This window comes from Parasphingorhabdus sp., from assembly GCF_965233695.1.
Classification (GTDB): Bacteria; Pseudomonadota; Alphaproteobacteria; order Sphingomonadales; family Sphingomonadaceae; genus Parasphingorhabdus.
This window is the reverse complement of record NZ_OZ247497.1, coordinates 2,419,209-2,438,330: the sequence shown is the minus strand read 5'-3', so window position 1 is coordinate 2,438,330 and position 19,122 is coordinate 2,419,209. Positions and strand designations below refer to the sequence as shown.

Below are 19,122 nucleotides of genomic sequence, written 5' to 3'. Positions count from 1 at the left end.
GTCAAACGACAGGAATTTTAGGAGTCGACGGATAAACGGATATTGGCTACCTAAAATGTAATCTGTTTATCGATCCAGCTATCAATATCAGCCTCTAACCAAGCCACTGCATAGCCACCGAGCGAGTGCGGCCTTGGAAACTTGCCTTCGTCCATCCAGCGATAAATTGTTGATCGTCCCAAGCCAACTCGGTTTTGTACTTCTTTGAGTCGAATTAAACGTTTTACGGGTCGCGGGGTTGTACAGTATTCAATACTGTCACTCATTGCCGCCACCTATTGAATCTCCGTATGCATTACGAAGCAGTACATCCCTACGTGCCAGCTCATCAATATGTTCACCAAGCAGACGCGCAACCCGCTGTGCGGTTCCTTTAGCCCAGCGCGGCTTGATATCGTGGAGCTGATTTCCGAGTTGCTGCTCGAGCGCTTGAGGCATCTGACGGACAAATTCATCAAAGAAGAGCGCGAGATCGGTTTGGAGCCAATCGGCAGCGCGATCTCCATCTGCTGTTATATATAAAGCCAGATGAGCATGTGGAGATGCGCCTGATGCGGCAAGAATACGCAATACTTCACTGACCGTCGGATTGCGTTCGCCCTTCAATACCCGTCGCAATGCATCCCGGTGCATATTCGCCTCTCGCGCGATGGCGCAGCGCGGCCGACCTGACGTTTCAGTTGCGCGGGAAAGCAGTTTTGAAAGACCTGCCCTTATGTGTTGTTCGGAGATTTCAAATTGCTCAGTCATGTCTTTCTTCCATCTTTTTAACAAGAACGACTCACCTGCTACCGCACCGATATGCCTGTAGGAAAATGAAAAGAACATAAAAAGAACAAATAGGATAATCCGAATCACTGTTTCTACGTGATTCGCGCAGATTCCGGTCGATGATGCGCAAAATCCGGCACACTTCGCGCATAATCCAGCACAATCAGCGCGAATAGAAGCACAAGCTGCGCAGATTCAGATCAACTCGCCCAAAATTGTCACTTTTTGCTTGGTGGGCCGCCCCAAAATCCATTTCCTGTTTTCCTACAGGCGGGTCACTGACACAATAAGAACATACAGCGAACACAAGCTGTTCCATGTTTCTCAAACGAAAGTGATTTTTATGACCTCAACCACTCAGACAAAACGCAACCGCGTTACCGATTATATCCTCCCTGCCGCGATTGCGCTCGCTTGCGCTGGTGCTGCCTATGCCGGTGCGGACAATACATTTGATCCAGCGCTTACCAAATTTACGGACTTCCTCGAAGGCTCGGGCGGCAAGATCATCACCGTGCTTAGCCTCGCCGCTGGTCTGATCGGTCTTGCTTCAGGGCGCTTCTCACTCGGGCAAATCGCCGTTCCCGTGGGCGTGGGCATCGGGGTCGGGACCGGCGTTCCCATCGTCACTTCGGTTGTCACCGCGGTCATCTGAACCGCGAACGGCAAGGAGGGCGGCGAACCATGGCTGACAGATATCTTTTACCCCGGCGACTGGATGATCCCGAACTCATCGGACTTTGGACGATCGATGAATTTTTGGGACTCATTATTCCATTCGCCTGGGGCATATTGGCCCAGCATATTTTGGTAGGAATATTTTTAGCGTTCATCGTCTGGTTTGCCCTGCGAAAGGCAAAATCAGGACGTGCAGCGACGCACCTCCTCCATGCTGCCTACTGGTATCTGCCCGGCTCCTTTTTGGGGCTCAAAGCCACGCCGCCCTCCCACTGCCGACTGCTGGCCGGTTGAAGGAGGATAATATGGACGCGTCTATTGCCCATGAAACAGCCCAAAGACTGCTGCGCCAGCGCAACTGGCTTGCGCTTGTCGCAGGAGGATTAACGATTACCAGCGTGATCGCAATTTCCAGCGCGGCAACACGGGAACGCGAACTGGTGCTTGTCCCCATCACCGGACACTCACTCACCATTTCAAGCGCGGGCGTGGCGCAGGAATATATGGAGCTTGTCACCCGCGATACCGCGCTGATGCTGCTCAACCGAAGCCCGGAAAGCCTGGACTATTGGATGGAGCAGATCCTCAAGCTCGCTGATCCCAAGGCGCATGGGAGACTCAAGGCAGAACTGATCAAAATCGTCACCGAACAGCGCGGATCGGACATTGCGCAGGCCTTTGTTATCAGTTCGCTCAAAATCGACACGCACGGACTGACATCAGAAGTTTCCGGGACGCTCAAAACCTTTGTGGGCGCCCAGGTGATCGCCAGCGAAGAACGGCGGTTTCAATTTCAATGGACCTATTCGGGCCTGCGGCTTTCGCTCAGCGGCTTTTCGCAGCTCGCGACTGATGCGGACAAAAACACCAATCAAAAGGATGTCTTGCAATGAGCAGTCTATTCACACCTGCCTGTCTGTTCGGATCTGGTCTCGCCAGCATTAGCTGGGGCGCGACCAGAATTCCTGATACTGGCTTCAAGGAAATTGGAGCGGCGCTGCTTGTTACAGCGGTCGCGCTTACAGCGTCCCCTGCCCGTGCTGATCAGTTTGTCGAAGCGGCCGATGGTGCGCGCGTTGATTGCACTTTGTCGCGCGATGAACTCACCCGGATCGCATTGGTCGGGGACGAATTTTCCAGCGTCTCGAAGATCGCCACCGGCTATCCTTATAATGATTTTGGCGTGACACACGAACCGCTGCGCGGTGATATCTATATTTCCGTGCCGCCCAGCTTTGCCGCAAGATCGCTCTCCTTCTTTGCCACCAGCAAGCAGGGATTTGTCTATAAATTTGCCTGCCGCACGGAACTGATCGAAGCACATCAACTTTTCATCACCAATACAGCGCTAGCCAAACCCAAGGCTGCAGAATGGGAAAATAGCGCAAACCCCGACGACACCGCCATTGCGCTTATCAAAGCAATGGCGGAAGGGATCGCGCCAGTTGGATATGCCGTACGCCAGAAAATGGCGCGGCCCGTTCGCACGGGCGCGGTAGAAGTCCAGCTGATCGCCGAATATCAAGGCGCAGCTCTCAGCGGCCAGCAACTTCTGCTGACCAATCGCGGCAAAACAGCCATTTCGCTCGAGGAAACCGCCCTTGCGCCCAAATCTGCGCGCGCGATTTCTTTGGGGCAAAATATGCTCAATCCCGGCCAAAGCACGTCTGCCTTTGTGGTCACCGCCACACGGGGAGAAAGCCGATGATGGGTGATCGCAAAAACGCCGCAGGACCGCAAACGCTCTCTTCAGCTTCTGAAGCGCAGGGCGGCCAGGCGCGTGCAGGGCTAAATCAGCATATTGCCAAACGGCAAATTATGTTGCTCGCCGGTATTGGCAGCCTCGCCTTGATCGGCGGCGCATGGTTCCTGTTTTCTGGTGAGAATGATGATGAAGTGGATGATGGAAGCGGGATCGTGGCCATCGACACCGGCGGCATCATCAACCGCAACATCTCCGAGCGCGAATTTGTCGCGAGTTATGGAAACCGCCTCAACAATCTGGCGCGCGAACAGAAAAAGCTCAAGGAAGGACAGCTGCCGCAGGAGAAGATTGACGAAAAAATTGAAGCGCTTCGGCAAGAAAATGAAGAAATGCGCACCAACGGCCAGGCGGCCATTGATGCAATCTCGGCAGAGAATGCCGTGCTCAAAACGCAGATTGCAGAAGCAGAGACAGCGCCGCCTTCAGCGCAAGCACCGGCTTACGGTCCGGAAGCCGGGGGTTTTGATCGGCAAGCAGGCTCGCTTGGCAATCCGGACGGCACGGCCATCAGCGCGGGTGGTTCGCCGTCAAGCGCCGTCAAAGTGCTCAGTTTTGAAAGCGCGAAAGCGTCCGGTAAAAATAGCAAATCACGCGATACAGATGTTTCGCCGCTGCTGCTCGAAGACAGCCCGGAATATCTGCCGCCCAACAGCTATGCACCTGCAAAAGTCATTGTCGGTGTTGATGCCTCGGTCGGGGTAGCAAGCCAGAGCGATCCGCTGCCCGTGGTGCTGCGCATCACCGGGCCAGCCCGTTCGGTTGTTAAAAACGGCAAGCTGCTGACCACGAACATTACCGGCTGCATTGTCAATGGCGCGGCGCGCGGCGATCTTTCATCGGAGAAAGTCTACGTAAAACTCGCCCGCATGACCTGCAACCAGCCCGGCGGGCGCGTTGCGGTCAGCGAGGTCAAAGGCTTTATCAGCTTTGCCGGAAAATCCGGTGTCCGCGGACGCGTCGTAAGCCGCGAGGGCAGTCTTGTGAGCCAGGCATTGCTCGCTGGTATCGTCGGGGGGTTCGGTCGCGGTTTTTCAGCCAATGCCAACAGCATTTTTACCGGCAACCTCGACGAGGATGGAAATCGCAAAAATCTTTCCGGCGCCGACATAATCACCGGCGGACTGGGACAGGGCGCGGGCGATGCGGCCGACACCGTCAGCAAATATCTCATCGAACGCGCGGAACAATATCAACCCGTCATCGAGATGCCGACCGGCATCAACGTCGAGATCGTCTTTCTCGATGGCGTCCATGTAAGGAGTGAAGCCAAGTGAATTTTACCAATACAAGAACATCCGTTAAGGCAAAACTTGCGACAATCGCGCTCGCAACCCTGGGTGCAGGGACAATTACCGGCCTTGCGGTAGCAGCTGTGACCTCCGTTCCAGCCCATGCGAAGGAAATGCTCCGTGACGTGCGGACAGCGATCGAGCTGCGCCTTCCGAAAACGCCAATTACCAGTCTGAATTGCGAAGGCTTTGGTGGACTGTGCGAAGTGGTCTCCAAAAAGACCTTGTTCTATATTGATGAACGTGCGCGTTATTTGTTTGTGGGCCGGCTCTATGACATGGAAAGCCGCGCAGATCTGACGGCTGCAAAGCTGCTCGAACTTAATCCGGAATTGCTGGTAGCGAATAATGCGCGCAACAATGTCCGCGACCAACCGGGCACAAATACCGCCTCAAAACCAGCGCAAAACGTCCCCATAGGTGATCTTCCCGCTGCGGGCGCAATCCATTGGGGCAACAAGGCAGGTGCGAAACTGGTTGTGTTTTCGGATTTCAATTGCGGCTATTGCAAGCGCCTGACCGGAGAACTCATCAAGGCGCGCGTCCAAGTCGAGGAGCGGCCAATCTCGATCTTTGGGGAGAAGAGCCGGAAGACTGCAGAAGCGGTAATCTGCGCCCACGATCCTGCAAAGGCGTTGCATGATGCTTATGCCGATAAGCCGGTCAAAGCCAAAAAACCATGTGACACCGCGGGGCTCGATGCCAATGAAGCTTTTGCCCGCAAGCATGGCTTTGGCGGGACGCCGGTTATTGTGCGCGCAAGCGACGGCGCAGTCATTGAAGGTTATCGCAGTGCATCTGATATTCGCGTTTTTGCGGGTCAAACCAAAGAAGCCGCGAAATGACCCGGCATCATCACACAGCAGCGTTACTTATCTCCAGCATCGCGCTTTCGGCCTGCGCCAGTCTTGGCACCAATGTGAGCGGCAGCTTTGACTGCAAGGCGCCGGGCGGCAGCTGCGCGCTTACATCAGAAATTGACGCGGCGGCAAGCGCAGGCCTGCTCGAAGGAGCATCAACAAAAGGACAGCGCCGATCGGCCGTATCAGCCGAAGCCGCGCGCACCGGCGAACGGGTTTTGAAAATCGTCTTCCCGGGTTTCGTTGATATAAACGGCAATCTTCATGATGTGCGCACTGTTCATGTCGTAGCGCGTACGCCCGAGTGGGAATCAGCAGTGATCGGGCGCGAAACACCCAATATTGCAAGATCATTGTCACGCGCCATAGCGAAGCAATCAATAAATGCTTCGCCTCAAGGTTCGAGCGCGCAGGCTTCATCAGAGCCAGAACATTCTCCGGATGCATCAGGCGACGCCGATCCATTTCTCAAAAGTTCATATGAATTGCCTTCGCGCCTTGTCACTCCCTTCTCGGTGCGAGAGGCTATTGCCGGAGCCAAGGCGCCGGCAATCGAGGGGTTCGATTGGTTCCCTCCCCCAGAAAATCGGACCCCTCACTCTGTTCCCGCTTCATCGCCGAAGATCTTTCCGAGCATTGAAGCCATTGAAGCCGCCAAAAAGCCGCGCGCGGACAAAAAATCCCCGCAGGAGAAGGAATGATGGATTTCTCTCTCGGCAAGGCGCGCGACCGGATGCTGGCGGGACTCTTTGGCGATAGCCAGAGCCCTGACCATCAGCGGCCAAGCATGGCGCTCGACATGCTGTCCGACTGGCTTCCCTACCGGGTGTTTGACCCTGGCCCCCGGCTGTATCGCAATGCGCATTCCAAAGGCTTTATCCTGACCGCTGCCCCGCTAATTGGTGCGGATGAACGCACCGGCGAGATTTTGGGGCAATTTTTCTCCGAGGGCATGCCCGAAGGCGCGTGCCTGCAAATTCTTCACTTTGCCAGCCCTCGCATCGGCAAGGTCGTCGCGCCCTGGTTTGCCGCGCGCTACAAACAAGGCGGAGTGTATGAGGCAATGGCGCGGCACCGCGCCAAGAAACTCTATGATCTCGTCTGGCATAGCGGCTCGGATCATGCACCCTTTCATGCGCGCTCGCATAATCTTGTGATTTCGCTGGGCGTGCCGACATCATCAAACATTGATGACAGCGAACTTCTGCAATGCCGCGAAGGATTGATCGGCATGCTGACCTCGCTTGGCATTGATGCAAACGAAATGATGCCGGAAGAGCTGATCGGATTGATTGATGATCTGACCTCACCAACGACGGCGAGCCAGGAAGACCGGATCAACTATAACGTGCTTGATGATATCGCATCCCAGGCCATCCGCCGCGATATCGAACTGGAGGTCGAAGATGACCGGATGATCCTGCGCACCGAACGGTTTCGCGAAATTGGCCGCAGCGCAGATGGCACGCCAGAAATTGGCGCGATATATCCCGATAGTTTTGATTTACGCCATTTTGGCATCCGCCAGATGCCCGAGCGCTGGGCACCTTGGGAATGCGCGCGGCTGATCGGCGACATGTTTACTGACAAGCTGCGCTTCCCCTGCCCGGCTGCCACGATGCTGTGTCTTGTCTATCCCGACCGCGAATCTGCATCCGCCAAGGCCGGGTTCAAGTTCATGCGCACGACCAGTCTCAGCCAATCCAAAAGCGCGCGCTTCCTTCCCAAACTTGCGCAGCAATCTGCCGAATGGAACCATGTTCAGGCGGAACTGCAGGCCGGAAAGCGTCTGGTGCAGCTGTTTTACGGGATTACCAGCTACTCCCCGCTCGGAATGGGCGATGCACATGAGCGTTCGATCAAGGCGATCTACAAAGCGGCAGGCTGGGATCTCGCGGACGAACGTTTTCTTCAGCTCCATGGCTTGATCGCGGCGATGCCGCTTACGCTTGGCGACGGGCTTGCCCATGATCTTAAGCGCCTCAAACGCCTTAAGACGATGCTCTCTACCAGCGCTGCTCATATCGCGCCGATGCAGGGGGAATTTCTGGGCGGTCCGCTGCCGCATCTTCTGCTGGTCGGGCGGCGTGGTCAGCCTTTTTACTGGTCGCCGTTCGAAAATGATGCAGGCAATCACAATGTCGCGATCTGCGGCAAATCAGGATCGGGTAAGTCGGTTTTACTACAGGAGATGTGCGCGAGCCTGCGCGGTGCGGGCGCAAAAGTCGTGGTGATCGATGATGGTCGCTCGTTTGAGCATTCAGCGCTCTTACAAGGCGGGCGTTTTGTGGAGTTCACCCTCAAATCCGGTTTTTCGCTCAACCCCTTCTCGATGGTCGATGATGCGCGTGCGGGCGAAGATGATGATTACAAGCTCGATTGCTTTGCGATGATCAAGGCGATTGTCGGCCAGATGGCGCGCCATAGCGAGAAACTCAGCGATACCGAACGCGGACTTATCGATGAAGCGGTGACCGCAACTTGGGAAGGTCTGGGAAGCGGCGGTTCGATCGATAATGTCGCTGGCCTGCTCAAAGACCATGAAGCCGCGCAGGGACAGGAACTTGCCCAAGCGCTGACGCCCTATACCGCCAAAGGAAGCTATGGCGGGTTCTTCACCGGGCAAGCAAGCTTTGCGCTCGACGATGATTTTACCGTCTTTGAAATGTCCGACCTTGCAAGCCGCGAGGAGTTACGATCTGTCATTCTCTCCGCAATCATGTTCATGACCAGCCAGGCGATGACGAGAACGCCGCGCAGCACCAAGAAATTGCTGCTCATTGATGAGGCCTGGTCGATGCTGAAGGGCGGATCGATGGGCGAGTTTGTTGAAACCTATGCGCGAACAGCGCGCAAATACGGCGGCGCGCTGGCGACCGCCACGCAATCCTTGAATGATTATTATAAATCTGACGGCGCTACCGCCGCACTTGAAAATAGCGACTGGATGCTGGTGCTCCAGCAAAAGCCGGAAACCATTGCCGACTTTCGCAAGAATGACCGTCTCGATATGGACGACCGGACCGAAACGCTGATCCGCAGTCTCAAACGCTCGGGCACCGAATATAGCGAGATATTTATAAAAGGCCCCGATACGCAAGCGGTCGGCAGACTTGTGCTTGATCCCTATTCGGCGTGTGTTTTTTCATCTTCGCCCGATGTCTATGCTGCGATTGAAGACGAGCAGAATGCAGGCGCTAGTCTTTCCGAGGCCATCGCGATTGTCTCTGGCGTTTCGGACGACCGGGACAATGTCGGGAGGAACAGCTGATGCCCGGCCAATCCGATACGTTGTTCGACCAATATCTCGCGCTCGATAATCCCTATCGGCGTAAAACTGGCAAAGCTCGCCTTCCGTGGCGAACCTACTTTGAGCATGCCTGTGAGATAGCGCTGCTGGCGGGCGGCTTTGTCTTCAGCACCGTGATGATCACGCTTGGCCTGCCATTGTTTTTCTTCCTCGCCATTTCAGGCTGGGATTTGGGCGGACTATTCGCCCACCTGGATAATCTGTCCTCGCGCTATCTCGAAGCCGATGCGGTGCGGCGATTGACCTTCTCCTCCGATCTTAAATGGGTGTTTTTCACCGCAACCGCGCTGATCGCCGCGATCCGTTTTCCGGCTTTCTTCAAGCAGATAACCAGCAACTTTCCAGTCGGAGACAGCGATGAATAAGCACGCTCTGGAACGCCGCTTGGTCCCTAGCATCAAATCGATTGGCGCAGTGCTCGTGGTCGTAGCTGCTATTCTCTGGATAATCTGGGTGAGCATCAGTCTCACGAGAAACCAAAAGCCCGAAATCATGCAGGTGCGCCTCTCGGAAATCATGAACGAATTTGTAGACGCCGAAGCGCGCAAGGATGGTGATCCTGAAGTCACGCGGGAAACGATCGCACGCTATTTGAAGATCATGGAAGACACGGTTGCCGATATGAGCCGCGAGGGCCGCGTCATGATCGTTTCGGAAGCAATCGTTTCCCCAAATACGCCCGATGCAACGCCGCTGCTCAAGCAGCGGATTGCACAAAAACTGGCGCAAGGCTCCGGGGAGAAACGCAAATGAGCGCGGCCTTCCCGGTGACACGCGGTTTTCTGGCGCGCCTGAATAGGCCCTTGCTATTGGCAGCGCTGGTTGCATTGCCGCTTATCTATGCGCCAATAGCAAAATTCAGCGACGATCATGCTTTGTTAATCAACGCCTCTCCCAGCCTGCCCCATTGGGCGTTCTGGCTGACGAAAAACAAACCGGTCGGGCGCGGTAGCTTGATCTTTTTCGAGCCGCCTGTTTCACCGCTTCTGGTACATCACTTTGGCGAAAAACCCCTCATATTTGGCAAACGCGTAATGGGTTTTCCGGGCGATAAAGTCCGGCATGTTGATCGGCATGTCTATATAAACAACCGCCGGATCGCGGGCACAAAACCGCGCTCTCGTCTTGGCGTCAAACTCGCTCGAGGCCCAGACGGGATTATTCCGGAAAACTGCTATTATGTCGGCACGGATCATATTGATGGTTTTGACAGCCGCTATGCAGCGATTGGCTGGGTGTGCGCTCGGCAGATTATCGGCACCGGAAAGGCAATCCTGTGAGAGCGCGGCTTCTCCTGTGTCTGGCATTCGTCGCAATGCCAACGCCGCTTTTGGCTCGTGATTACGGTCAGCAGGGCACGCATTTTCCGATTATCGAGCTTGATCTGCTCGAGCAGATCAAGCTGAGGCTCCATGCGATGGAGGCAAGCGGCGAAATTAATCGCCTGAACAACAAACTCAAAGCCAGAACAATCGCGCGCGTCAACCGGCCCACACCGGTCGCGGGTATCGTGCGCGCAGAAAAAACGCGGAGCTGGCAATATGATCCGACGATCACGCTTGCTACTGATATTTTCGATGACAAGGGACGCCGCATCTGGGCGAAAGGCACGCGGGTCAATCCGCTCGATACGGTTCCGTTGCGGCAAAAGTTGATTTTTATTGATGGCGATGATCCGGCGCAGCTCAAATGGGCGATGAACGACAATGCCGCGAGCAAAGCCAAGCTCATATTGGTACGCGGCGCGCCATTGAAATTGATGAAAGCCCGGCAAAAGCGGTTCTATTTTGACCAAGGCGGCAAGCTGACCGAGCATTTTGGCATTAAAGCAGTGCCAGCGATGGTTGATCAGCAGGGACGAGTTCTGCGCGTCAGAGAAGTTGCACTACCTCCCCGAAAAGGATCGATCCAATGATGCGGATTCTCTTCTCTCTTCGCGCATTGCGAATGCTGTTTATGAGCCTGGCTTTGGCAGTGAGCATTTCCGCAGTGCCTGCAAAAGCCGATGCTGGACCGGGCCGATGCACCGGAAAGTTCGTCAATCCGATCACCGATATCTGCTGGTCGTGCCTGTTTCCATTGTCGATTGGGGCGCTGGAAATCTGGCCATCGAGCCGCCCTGATCCCAAAAACCCATCGCTGCCCGTTTGCCTGTGCGGGATCAGACCCGGCATCGCGATGGGGTTCTGGGAGCCTGTCCGGCTTGCCGATGTCAGCATGAAACCCTGGTGTTTTGTCAATCTGGGCGGGCTTAAAATCGATCCCGGTTTTGATATCGGCTATCGCTCGATATCCGGACCATCCGCGATTGGCGGTGCCAGCCAATATTATTCAAGCTGGCATGTGCACTGGTATGCATATCCACTGATCTACTGGATGGAGATTGTTACCGATTTCCTCTGCCTGGAAGCCGGTTCAATCGATATTCTCTATATTTCCGAGATTGATCCACTCTGGCAGGACAGCGAGCTTACCGCCATCATCAATCCCGAAGCCGTGCTGTTTGCCAACCCGCTGGCGCTCGCTGCCTGCGCGGCGGATTGTGTCAGCGCCACCGTCAACCTGCCACGCGATGAGCTCTTCTGGTGCGCGGGCTGTCAGGGCAGCATGTATCCGATGAACGGCAATGTCTCGGCTAGCATCGGTCATGTCCAAGCGTCCAGACTCGTGCTGTCGCGCTTTGCTTTTAAATTGCACCGCCAACTCGTGTCATGGGGGACAATGGGCAAAAAGGGCTTGTGCGGCAAATATCTGATGCCGATCATGCGCAAACAGCAATACCGAATTCAGGCTACCAATCCCAATCCTGCCACCAAGGGCCGCTTCGCATGCCCGCCGATTGGCGCTTCCACCACTTTTCAATCAGCCGGACAGGTCATTCCCGCCATTGGCGAGGATATGGGGTATCTTGTCTGGCGCAAACGAAACTGCTGCGCGCTATGAAAACGCCCCTCATTCTCACCTGCCTATTTGCTTTTGGCGCCACTGCAGCTTTTGCAGCAGCGCAAAACTATGATGGCGAGCCATTGGACATCGAGGCCATTCGCGCATCAGCCAAGGCATACAATGATGAAGCCGAAGCGCTGGCGGAAAATGTCCGCTCGCGAAGCGAAGCCGTGCGTGATGACGCTCGCCAGACACAAGACCAGGCAAAAGCCAATCGCGAACGATACGCGAGGACTGTCGATCAGAAGCACTCAACCAACAATGACGACATCTTCGACTTTGACACGATGATCTCGGATCAGGCGAAAATGGCAAAGACAGACTTTGGCAGCGCGCCGCGCTTCGTCGCCTTTGCGAGCCTGTCAATGCCGCCGCAGGCTCTCAAAATACTCATCCATGATATGGCGGCAGCGGGCGGTATTACGGTGCTGCGCGGTTTTCCAAAAGGTAGCGCGAAGGAACTCACGCGCGCGCTCACAAAAATCGCCACAAAGGGCGAAGAATTACCTGCGCTCGGCATCGATCCAAGGCTCTTCCGTGCGTTCGACATCAAAGCGGCTCCCAGTTTTGTAATCGCTTCCACTGATTTCACGCTTTGTGACGGCTTTGATTGTGTGGGTTCTGTCCCGGCGCACGACCGTATGTCGGGCAATGTGAGCGTCGAATATGCGCTCGAAACATTTGCGCGCGGCGGCGGTCCGGGATCGCATATCGCGCGCCTTCATCTCAATCACCTGAACGGGAGCGCCAGATGATGGGATCATTCAAAACACTCGCGTTTCTTGGGCTTATGGCCGTACAACTGATCGCCCAAGCCCCTATCCATGCGCAGGACCGGGAAGCCGCGAAAGCCGAAGGCAAGGCGTTTGCGAACGAGCAAAAAGCGCGCACGCAGCAAAATGCATCGACGACGCCCGATGCATCGCGGATACCTAATTTTGCGAACAATCCCTCCCAAAGCCGGTATGCAGACGATCCAGACACAATTGAAGGCGATGCAAGGGCTGCGGCGCGGTCGCATGAAGGTCTGAAAGCCATCAAGAATTCCAGCGCGCGCCGCGCAAAATTCTCCGCCGAAGACATCAGAAACACAACATCGCGCGCAAAAGAAATCAACGAAACGCCGCTCGATTATACCAGCGGTATGGATATTGGTGGTAGCCAGGGGCGCTGTGTTCCATTGCCGCCCTCCCCTGGTTCACCGGGCCGCTATACCGCGACCTGCAATAGCGGCGTTGCGCTCGACGAGACCACCGGCAGCTGCACTATCCCGCTCGACGTCACCATTGAGACACCCAGCATCCATCAATATCTCTGCAGCTTTATCAGTCTCTATGGCTTTGGCGGCGTTCCCTCGTGTGAAGTTTTCGTAAGTCGCGGCTGCCGCGCAACCGGGCAGCGCCCCGGCCCCTGCCTCCAGTGGGGCGGTGGTAACGAAATCAATCGCTACTGCGTTGAACCGGGAGAACCTTACATTGAAATGAGCTGTTCCTCACCGGTGCCTGGCGAAACACCCTTTGCGATAACCTCGGAAAATATCGTCACCACAAACCGCAATGATGCGGCCTGTCGGGGATATGCGGACGACGAAAATTGTGCGCTCACGGAAGAAACATGCACCGACAGTGATCCGGTAACGCGCATCATCGACGGCGTGTCGGTCAACCAGCCATGCTGGGCATGGGAACAAAATTATCAATGCAGCGAAAGACGGCCCGCCAATGATTGCGCGGAGCTGGACGCGCGCGGGGATTGCCGGCTGATCCGCGAGGATTGTATCAGCGAGGATATACCCTGTTCAACGATTGAGCGCGTTTATGATTGCCCGCTACCCGGAACGGACGATTCCGGAAATCAATTTATCTGCGACGGCGATGTCTATTGTATCGACGGGTCGTGCGAGACGATTGAGCGCGAGGCCAATGATGAATTTCGGGACGCAGCTGTTGCGCTCCATGCGATGGATGATGCGCGCGGACAATTTGATCCCGACACATTAACGCTGTTCAAAGGCGAACGGGAAACCTGCGGCTCCAAAGTTTTTGGTGTGCTCAATTGCTGTAAAGGCAAGGGTTTCCCTCTTATTCCCGGGATCAGCCTGTTGGTCGCTCTCGGATGCAATACAGAAGAAATTCTGCTGCATCAGCGCGATGCTCAGGGGCTGTGCGCCTATGTCGGAAGCTATTGCTCGAAGAAAATCCTGGGCATCTGCATCACCAAACGCAAAGCCTATTGCTGCTTCGAGTCAAAACTTTCGCGTATCCTGCAGGAACAAGGCCGGGCGCAACTTCCAAAGCCTTGGGCACGTGCGAAGGACGAGCAATGCGCGGGTTTCACCATCGACGAATTTGCCCGGCTTGATCTATCACAAATGGATTTTTCCGAAATCTATTCGGAGTTCACCGAAGCGGCCCGCCTGCCCGACGAGCTCGAAGCGGCCAATGACATCCAGCAAAAAATACAAGCATTCTATGAAAGGTCAGGACCATGAAATATGTTTCTAGCTCTACTCTTCCCCTGCCCTTGGCGCTCGGCGGCTTAGCTGTAATTGTCCTTGCAATCACGTTTCTTATTGATGTCGCTATCAGTCCGGCATTCGCGCAGTCGCTTGCGTCCAAACCAATTAATCCGCAAACCAATGCGGCGAACACAAGCGCGGATGAACTTTACTGCGAGAAGCGTAAACTCGGCTACTGGTTCTATTGTACCAAGCCTAAACGGCCTGAAGTAGAAGTGCTGCCGCCAGAACCCCAAGCCAGCGCAAGTGAGCAACTCGATGCGGTGACAAAAGAGCTACGCGAACTCAAAGCCAAAGCCATCCTCCAACCAACCCGCGAGAATGTGATTGCTTATATCCGCTTTCAGCGTGAACAACTTGATCGGGCATCACTATTCTCCGACGTCTGGCAGCGCGCGATCTGGCAGCAGCCGGATCTCGATTACACTTTGCAGCGCCCGGTCTCGACGCTTGCCAAACGGCAATGGCAGGACAGCCGCAACGAAGCGCGCGATAGCGTCATGGCAAATCTCGGAAAACGCTACGGGCTGTTTTACTTTTTCGCCCAGAGCTGCGGCGCCTGCGAGGTCATGTCGCCGATTGTCAAATCGGTTTCAAGCCGCTGGAAACTGACACTGCGCGCGGTTTCAACCGATGGCGGTCCGTCTAGGCATTTCCCAAAATACACCGTCGAAACCGGACAGCGCACAAAAATGGGGCTGGAGCCGAAAATTACGCCTGCTCTTGTCCTCTGGGATGCCCTCAAAAACCGGCCGATCCCGATTGGCTACGGCATTCTCTCCGCCGATGAACTCCAGGATCGCATCTATTTGCTCACATCAAAGGAAGCCGGACATGATTTTTAGAAAAACTATCGCAGCCCTGGCAGCAGCAAGTCTCATCATGACACCTGTATCCGCCAATGTGGGTGACAGCATGGACCGGTTCATGGACGATATGGGCGGCGCGGCCAATGTCACCGGACCCACAGCGTTCGAAGGCCAATCAGCCGGCTATTATAGTCTTGGCAATGTCTGGACGCGTTTCCCGCAAAAAACGACCAATATTGCCAATCTGCAATTACCTTCTGCGAAAGCAGGCTGCGGCGGCATTGATATTTTTGCAGGCAGCTTTTCTTTCATCAACGCCAGCGAAATTGTCGCGATGCTGAAAGCGGTCGCCAATAACGCAGTGGGGTTTGCCTTCAGCCTCGCCATCGACACCGTGTGTCCGGAATGCTCGAAAATCATGCAGGAATTTTCGCAAAAAGCGCAGCTCATGAATAATCTCAATATCAACAGCTGCGAGATGGCGCAGGGGCTGGTCGGCGGCATCTGGCCCAAGGGCGATCTCGCCGACAAGGCAATTTGCGAAGCGATTGGCAATTCGGAAGGCATCTTTACCGACTATGCCGCCGCAAAACATGGCTGCGGGACCAAAGGGCAAAGAGATTCAACGAATGACGCTGCAGGCGCGGATTATGCCGATGTCCATCCCGGTGTCGCGCGCAACTACACATGGCATATCCTGAAAAAATCAGCCTTCTTCAATCCCGGCGGCACGTTCGACCGGGAACTCGCCGAATATGCAATGACACTCATTGGCACGATCATTTACGTGCCGCCCAGGGATAATGCTCCGGGCAAATTCGTACCTTTTGCAGGCGATGCCTCTTCGACTTTGGTAACTGCGCTCCTCGACGGCACATCGGGGCAGACAATCAAGGTCTTTGATTGCGCTGAGCCGGACCAATGCCTTGATCCGACATTCCGCAATATGAGCCTTGCAACGTCCAAAGCGATACGCCCGCGTGTCGCGGCGCTGATCACCAGCATGGTCGAGGCCATCAGAACCGATACCGCGATTGGCAACGCGGAGAAGGAACTGCTGCAGGTGGCATCGGTGCCGCTCTATAAAATTCTGACCGTCCAGGCCGCTTATGGCCGGGGCATGCCCACCGATGACCGTGAGACCTTGGCTGAAATTGCTTCGGTCGATCTGCTCTTTGCGGTGCTTGAACGTATTGTTGGTGAAGCCGGCCGCTCGATGTCCACCTTCATCGGCGCGGATGAGGCCAAGCTTGCCATGTGGCAGGGACAGATGAGCGAAGTGCGCCGCGCATTGGCTGACAGGCAATCAAATAGCCAGATCAAGGTCAGCGCGATCATGCAGATTATCGAGAAAACCGCGATGATCGAAAACATGCTCTCCGCTTCCATGTCGCCGTCGATGGCAGCAGCGCTCGACTGGTCGCGAGCGGTCCAAAACCGCTCGCTCACCCCTTGAGCGGGAAACCCAAATAGATGGTCGAGATATTCACAATTGGCGGCGGCGAATATATCGTCAATGTGCTGAACGCGATCGCGGCATGGACCGGGGCTGGCGGCTATAAAAGCCTGATCCAGGTCGCGCTTGTGATGGGATTGGCACTGTCAGTGATCGTGGTTGCATTCAACCAAGACTGGCGCGCATGGCTACACTGGTTCCTCGGCGCGACGCTGATCTATATGTGCCTGATGGTGCCCCGTCTGGATGTCCATGTTACCGACCGTATCAATCCATCATTGGCTCCAGCCGACGTCGCTAATCTTCCACTAGGCCTTGCTCTTATGGCGAGCTTTACCAGTCAGGTTGGCGATTATCTGGTGCGCTCATCCGAAACTGTGTTCGGGCTTCCCAATGATCTCGATTATTCCAAAAATGGAATGATCTATGGTTCGCGGCTATTTGATGCGACGCGGAGTTTGCGTATTTCTGATCCGGAATTTGCCGCCAATCTGGATGAACATTTTAAGCAATGTGTGTTTTATGATTTGCTGCTCGGCCGTTATTCAATGAAGGAATTGTCGGAAAGCGATGATATCTGGGCGGTGATTGCTCCGGGCAGCGCAGCGCGCGCGCAGAAATTCCTGACCCGCAATCCCGATGACAGCGTTACAGCAAACATCATTACATGCCGCGCTGCTTACACCAGCCTCAATGGCCAATGGACTGCGATGATTGATGAAATGGGGGCGATTTTTGGACGCCAGCTCTATCCCAAGCAGACCGAAGCGCTTGCCAAAGCCAAGCTGTTCGCTGATTTGCCCATCGCATATAGTTATTTGAGCGGAGTTTCCAAAAACGCCAGCGAGATCTTTCGGCAAGTGCTGACAATCAATGCGATGAACCAGGCGATGCACGGCATGGCGGGTTCAAGCGGCACATCAAGCGTAGATGTTTTTGCCCAAACCAGGGCTGATATCCAGACCGAAAAAACTTATTCATCAATCGCGCAGAACGCCATGAAATGGGTGCCCATCCTCAATATCGTGCTGACGGTGGTTTTCTATGCGCTATTTCCGGTACTGTTCCCGCTCTTCCTGATGCCAAAGACAGGACCGCTGGCGCTGAGGGGCTATATTACTGGATTTTTCTATCTCGCGGCATGGGGGCCATTGTTCGTTATTTTGCACATGATACTGATGTTTAAGGGTGCTTCAGACGTTGGTGGTGCAGCAGGCAGCGCCGGTCTTAGCCTCGCCAATTTTTCCGGTATGGTGGATGTCAACAATGATATTGGCGTGTTGGCTGGTTATCTGGTGGCGTCCATACCGTTTCTGGCAGGCGGGATCGCACGCGGCGCGCTGGCAATTTCGGGGCAAGCCACGTCTTATCTCAACCCCTCTCAAAACGCCGCCGAAGAAGCGGCACGCGAAGCCAGCACAGGCAATGTATCTCTGGGCAATAGCAATATTGAAAACTCCAGCGTGTTCTCTCGGCAATTTGCGCAAGGAACGATTGCGCCCAATATATCTTACGGCGCAGCCCAAACAAGAAGCTTCAGCGCAAGCGGAACGCAGACGACCAGTTTTCCCGACAACTCGTTCGACCAAGTTCCAAATTCTGCCTATCCATTTACACCGACATTGGGACAGGATTTTACCTCGAGACTATCGACGCTGGCGTCTAACAGCCGCTCGCAAAGTGAATCATTTTCCAATCTTGCCCAGCAATCGACGAGCTCGGCGGTCACCAGGTTTAACGAGTTCAGAAATACCTACAGCCAAGGTTCGTCCTCTGAAACTGCTGTAGGAACCAACGAAAGCAACAGCGTCAACAAGGCGTTCACCGAGGTCGATTCAGCATCGAGGAACTTGCAGCGGCAATATGGACTGTCGCGACGTGCTGCAGACGACATTACGGTATCGTGGTTCTTGAATGGAGACGGCGCACTAGGGGTAAAAGGAGAGAAAGGAGCGGGAAGCGCTTCGTTAGGCATCAAGGGGGGACGTAACCAAAGCTGGACCGACAGCGACATCGGTATAGCATCCGAAGATCGAAACCGTATCATGGGAAGCCTCAACCAAATTTCTGATAGTCGGAACTGGTCAAATACTCGGGATGGCTTTGTCCGGAGTGTATCATCCTCTAGCAGTTCGGCAGTTTCAAGCAGTGCGTCGGGTTTGACTAGCTCGCTTACTGAAGCGCAAAGCTATACGGTCGAAGCGAGGCGGGCAGAGGAGCTTGCCAGCCGTCTTGAAAACCAGGCGACGTGGTATGAAAGCAATAGTGCAGCAGGATCGCTTAACCTCAGCCAGGCATATCGGGAGTGGGGCATGGCAGAGATGGAAGCCAATCGCGACTTTTATGGAAATGCGCGTTTTGACGATATTGAGTTCCAAATGAGCGCAGAAGGTCAGGAACTGCAGACACGCTTTGTAGCAGGATATGCGGATCGCCTGCATAACGACATCGAGGATAAACTGACGCTGCCGGAATTTGAGCCGGTTCAGCGACCAAATGTGGGGAGCGCTACCGCTGTCAGAGGAAGTGTGTCACTCGGCGGGTCAGGAGGTGGACAAGTATCCGCACCACCTGATGTTGATGGCATAAGAGAGGAAGTATCTGGCGCTCAATCGCGAGGCAAAAAACGCGTAGGGACGGTCAGAGGTGCAATGGAAAGGAAAACGCGAAACGCGCGGGGTGCTAGCGAAAAATCAGCGGATGATATCAAAGAATGGTAG

20 protein-coding genes are annotated in these 19,122 nt (G+C 54.9%); 18 read left to right on the top strand and 2 right to left on the bottom strand.

The window, feature by feature from the left end; translation table 11 throughout:
• Nucleotides 1-50: 50 nt before the first annotated feature.
• Nucleotides 51-266 (bottom strand): helix-turn-helix transcriptional regulator, encoded by a 216-nt coding sequence (locus ACO6S1_RS11635; protein ID WP_422342864.1) that lies wholly within the window; start codon nucleotides 264-266, stop codon nucleotides 51-53.
• A complete protein-coding gene (locus ACO6S1_RS11630) occupies nucleotides 259-858 on the bottom strand; it encodes a hypothetical protein (protein WP_422342863.1) in 600 nt (199 codons plus the stop codon). Before ACO6S1_RS11630 ends, ACO6S1_RS11635 begins: the two co-directional genes overlap by 8 nt.
• Nucleotides 859-1,114: 256 nt before the next feature.
• Between ACO6S1_RS11630 and ACO6S1_RS11625 the strand changes: the two genes are divergently transcribed.
• The 18 genes from ACO6S1_RS11625 to ACO6S1_RS11540 are packed head-to-tail and all read left to right on the top strand — an operon-like array spanning nucleotide 1,115 to nucleotide 19,122.
• A complete protein-coding gene (locus tag ACO6S1_RS11625) occupies nucleotides 1,115-1,426 on the top strand; it encodes a TrbC/VirB2 family protein (protein WP_422342862.1) in 312 nt (103 codons plus the stop codon).
• 29 nt (nucleotides 1,427-1,455) lie between these two features.
• The gene (gene traL / locus ACO6S1_RS11620; RefSeq protein ID WP_422342861.1) at nucleotides 1,456-1,743 is read left to right on the top strand and encodes a type IV conjugative transfer system protein TraL; all 288 of its coding nucleotides are present in this window, start codon (nucleotides 1,456-1,458) and stop codon (nucleotides 1,741-1,743) included.
• Nucleotides 1,744-1,754: 11 nt separating this feature from the next.
• Nucleotides 1,755-2,342, top strand: coding sequence for a type IV conjugative transfer system protein TraE (locus ACO6S1_RS11615; RefSeq protein ID WP_422342860.1), 588 nt, complete (start codon nucleotides 1,755-1,757; stop codon nucleotides 2,340-2,342).
• Nucleotides 2,339-3,157: a type-F conjugative transfer system secretin TraK gene (locus ACO6S1_RS11610; RefSeq protein WP_422342859.1), complete on the top strand. Its 819-nt coding sequence runs from the start codon at nucleotides 2,339-2,341 to the stop codon at nucleotides 3,155-3,157. Before ACO6S1_RS11615 ends, ACO6S1_RS11610 begins: the two co-directional genes overlap by 4 nt.
• Entirely contained in the window at nucleotides 3,154-4,488 is a 1,335-nt protein-coding gene (locus ACO6S1_RS11605; RefSeq protein WP_422342858.1) for a TrbI/VirB10 family protein, read from the top strand. Before ACO6S1_RS11610 ends, ACO6S1_RS11605 begins: the two co-directional genes overlap by 4 nt.
• Complete coding sequence (locus ACO6S1_RS11600) at nucleotides 4,485-5,348, top strand: DsbC family protein (RefSeq protein ID WP_422342857.1); 864 nt, start codon at nucleotides 4,485-4,487, stop codon at nucleotides 5,346-5,348. The genes ACO6S1_RS11605 and ACO6S1_RS11600 overlap by 4 nt, the downstream gene beginning before the upstream one ends.
• Nucleotides 5,345-6,064 carry a hypothetical protein gene (locus ACO6S1_RS11595; protein WP_422342856.1) on the top strand — a complete coding sequence of 240 codons (720 nt, stop codon included), beginning with the start codon at nucleotides 5,345-5,347 and terminating at the stop codon, nucleotides 6,062-6,064. The genes ACO6S1_RS11600 and ACO6S1_RS11595 overlap by 4 nt, the downstream gene beginning before the upstream one ends.
• Nucleotides 6,064-8,634 (top strand): type IV secretion system protein TraC, encoded by a 2,571-nt coding sequence (gene traC / locus ACO6S1_RS11590; RefSeq protein WP_422346182.1) that lies wholly within the window; start codon nucleotides 6,064-6,066, stop codon nucleotides 8,632-8,634. Before ACO6S1_RS11595 ends, traC begins: the two co-directional genes overlap by 1 nt.
• Nucleotides 8,634-9,038 (top strand): hypothetical protein, encoded by a 405-nt coding sequence (locus ACO6S1_RS11585; protein ID WP_422342855.1) that lies wholly within the window; start codon nucleotides 8,634-8,636, stop codon nucleotides 9,036-9,038. Before traC ends, ACO6S1_RS11585 begins: the two co-directional genes overlap by 1 nt.
• Complete coding sequence (locus ACO6S1_RS11580) at nucleotides 9,031-9,426, top strand: TrbI F-type domain-containing protein (protein ID WP_422342854.1); 396 nt, start codon at nucleotides 9,031-9,033, stop codon at nucleotides 9,424-9,426. Before ACO6S1_RS11585 ends, ACO6S1_RS11580 begins: the two co-directional genes overlap by 8 nt.
• Complete coding sequence (locus tag ACO6S1_RS11575; protein ID WP_422342853.1) at nucleotides 9,423-9,953, top strand: S26 family signal peptidase; 531 nt, start codon at nucleotides 9,423-9,425, stop codon at nucleotides 9,951-9,953. The genes ACO6S1_RS11580 and ACO6S1_RS11575 overlap by 4 nt, the downstream gene beginning before the upstream one ends.
• Nucleotides 9,950-10,588 carry a type-F conjugative transfer system protein TraW gene (gene traW / locus ACO6S1_RS11570; RefSeq protein WP_422342852.1) on the top strand — a complete coding sequence of 213 codons (639 nt, stop codon included), beginning with the start codon at nucleotides 9,950-9,952 and terminating at the stop codon, nucleotides 10,586-10,588. Before ACO6S1_RS11575 ends, traW begins: the two co-directional genes overlap by 4 nt.
• A 32-nt stretch (nucleotides 10,589-10,620) precedes the next feature.
• Nucleotides 10,621-11,616, top strand: coding sequence for a conjugal transfer pilus assembly protein TraU (gene traU / locus ACO6S1_RS11565; RefSeq protein ID WP_422346181.1), 996 nt, complete (start codon nucleotides 10,621-10,623; stop codon nucleotides 11,614-11,616).
• On the top strand, nucleotides 11,613-12,374 hold the full coding sequence (gene trbC / locus ACO6S1_RS11560) for a type-F conjugative transfer system pilin assembly protein TrbC (RefSeq protein ID WP_422342851.1): 762 nt from the start codon (nucleotides 11,613-11,615) through the stop codon (nucleotides 12,372-12,374). Before traU ends, trbC begins: the two co-directional genes overlap by 4 nt.
• Nucleotides 12,371-14,110, top strand: coding sequence for a conjugal transfer protein TraN (locus ACO6S1_RS11555; RefSeq protein WP_422342850.1), 1,740 nt, complete (start codon nucleotides 12,371-12,373; stop codon nucleotides 14,108-14,110). Before trbC ends, ACO6S1_RS11555 begins: the two co-directional genes overlap by 4 nt.
• Nucleotides 14,107-14,982, top strand: coding sequence for a conjugal transfer protein TraF (locus ACO6S1_RS11550; RefSeq protein WP_422342849.1), 876 nt, complete (start codon nucleotides 14,107-14,109; stop codon nucleotides 14,980-14,982). Before ACO6S1_RS11555 ends, ACO6S1_RS11550 begins: the two co-directional genes overlap by 4 nt.
• Nucleotides 14,972-16,402 carry a conjugal transfer protein TraH gene (locus tag ACO6S1_RS11545; protein WP_422342848.1) on the top strand — a complete coding sequence of 477 codons (1,431 nt, stop codon included), beginning with the start codon at nucleotides 14,972-14,974 and terminating at the stop codon, nucleotides 16,400-16,402. Before ACO6S1_RS11550 ends, ACO6S1_RS11545 begins: the two co-directional genes overlap by 11 nt.
• Nucleotides 16,403-16,419: 17 nt before the next feature.
• Nucleotides 16,420-19,122 carry a conjugal transfer protein TraG N-terminal domain-containing protein gene (locus ACO6S1_RS11540; protein ID WP_422342847.1) on the top strand — a complete coding sequence of 901 codons (2,703 nt, stop codon included), beginning with the start codon at nucleotides 16,420-16,422 and terminating at the stop codon, nucleotides 19,120-19,122.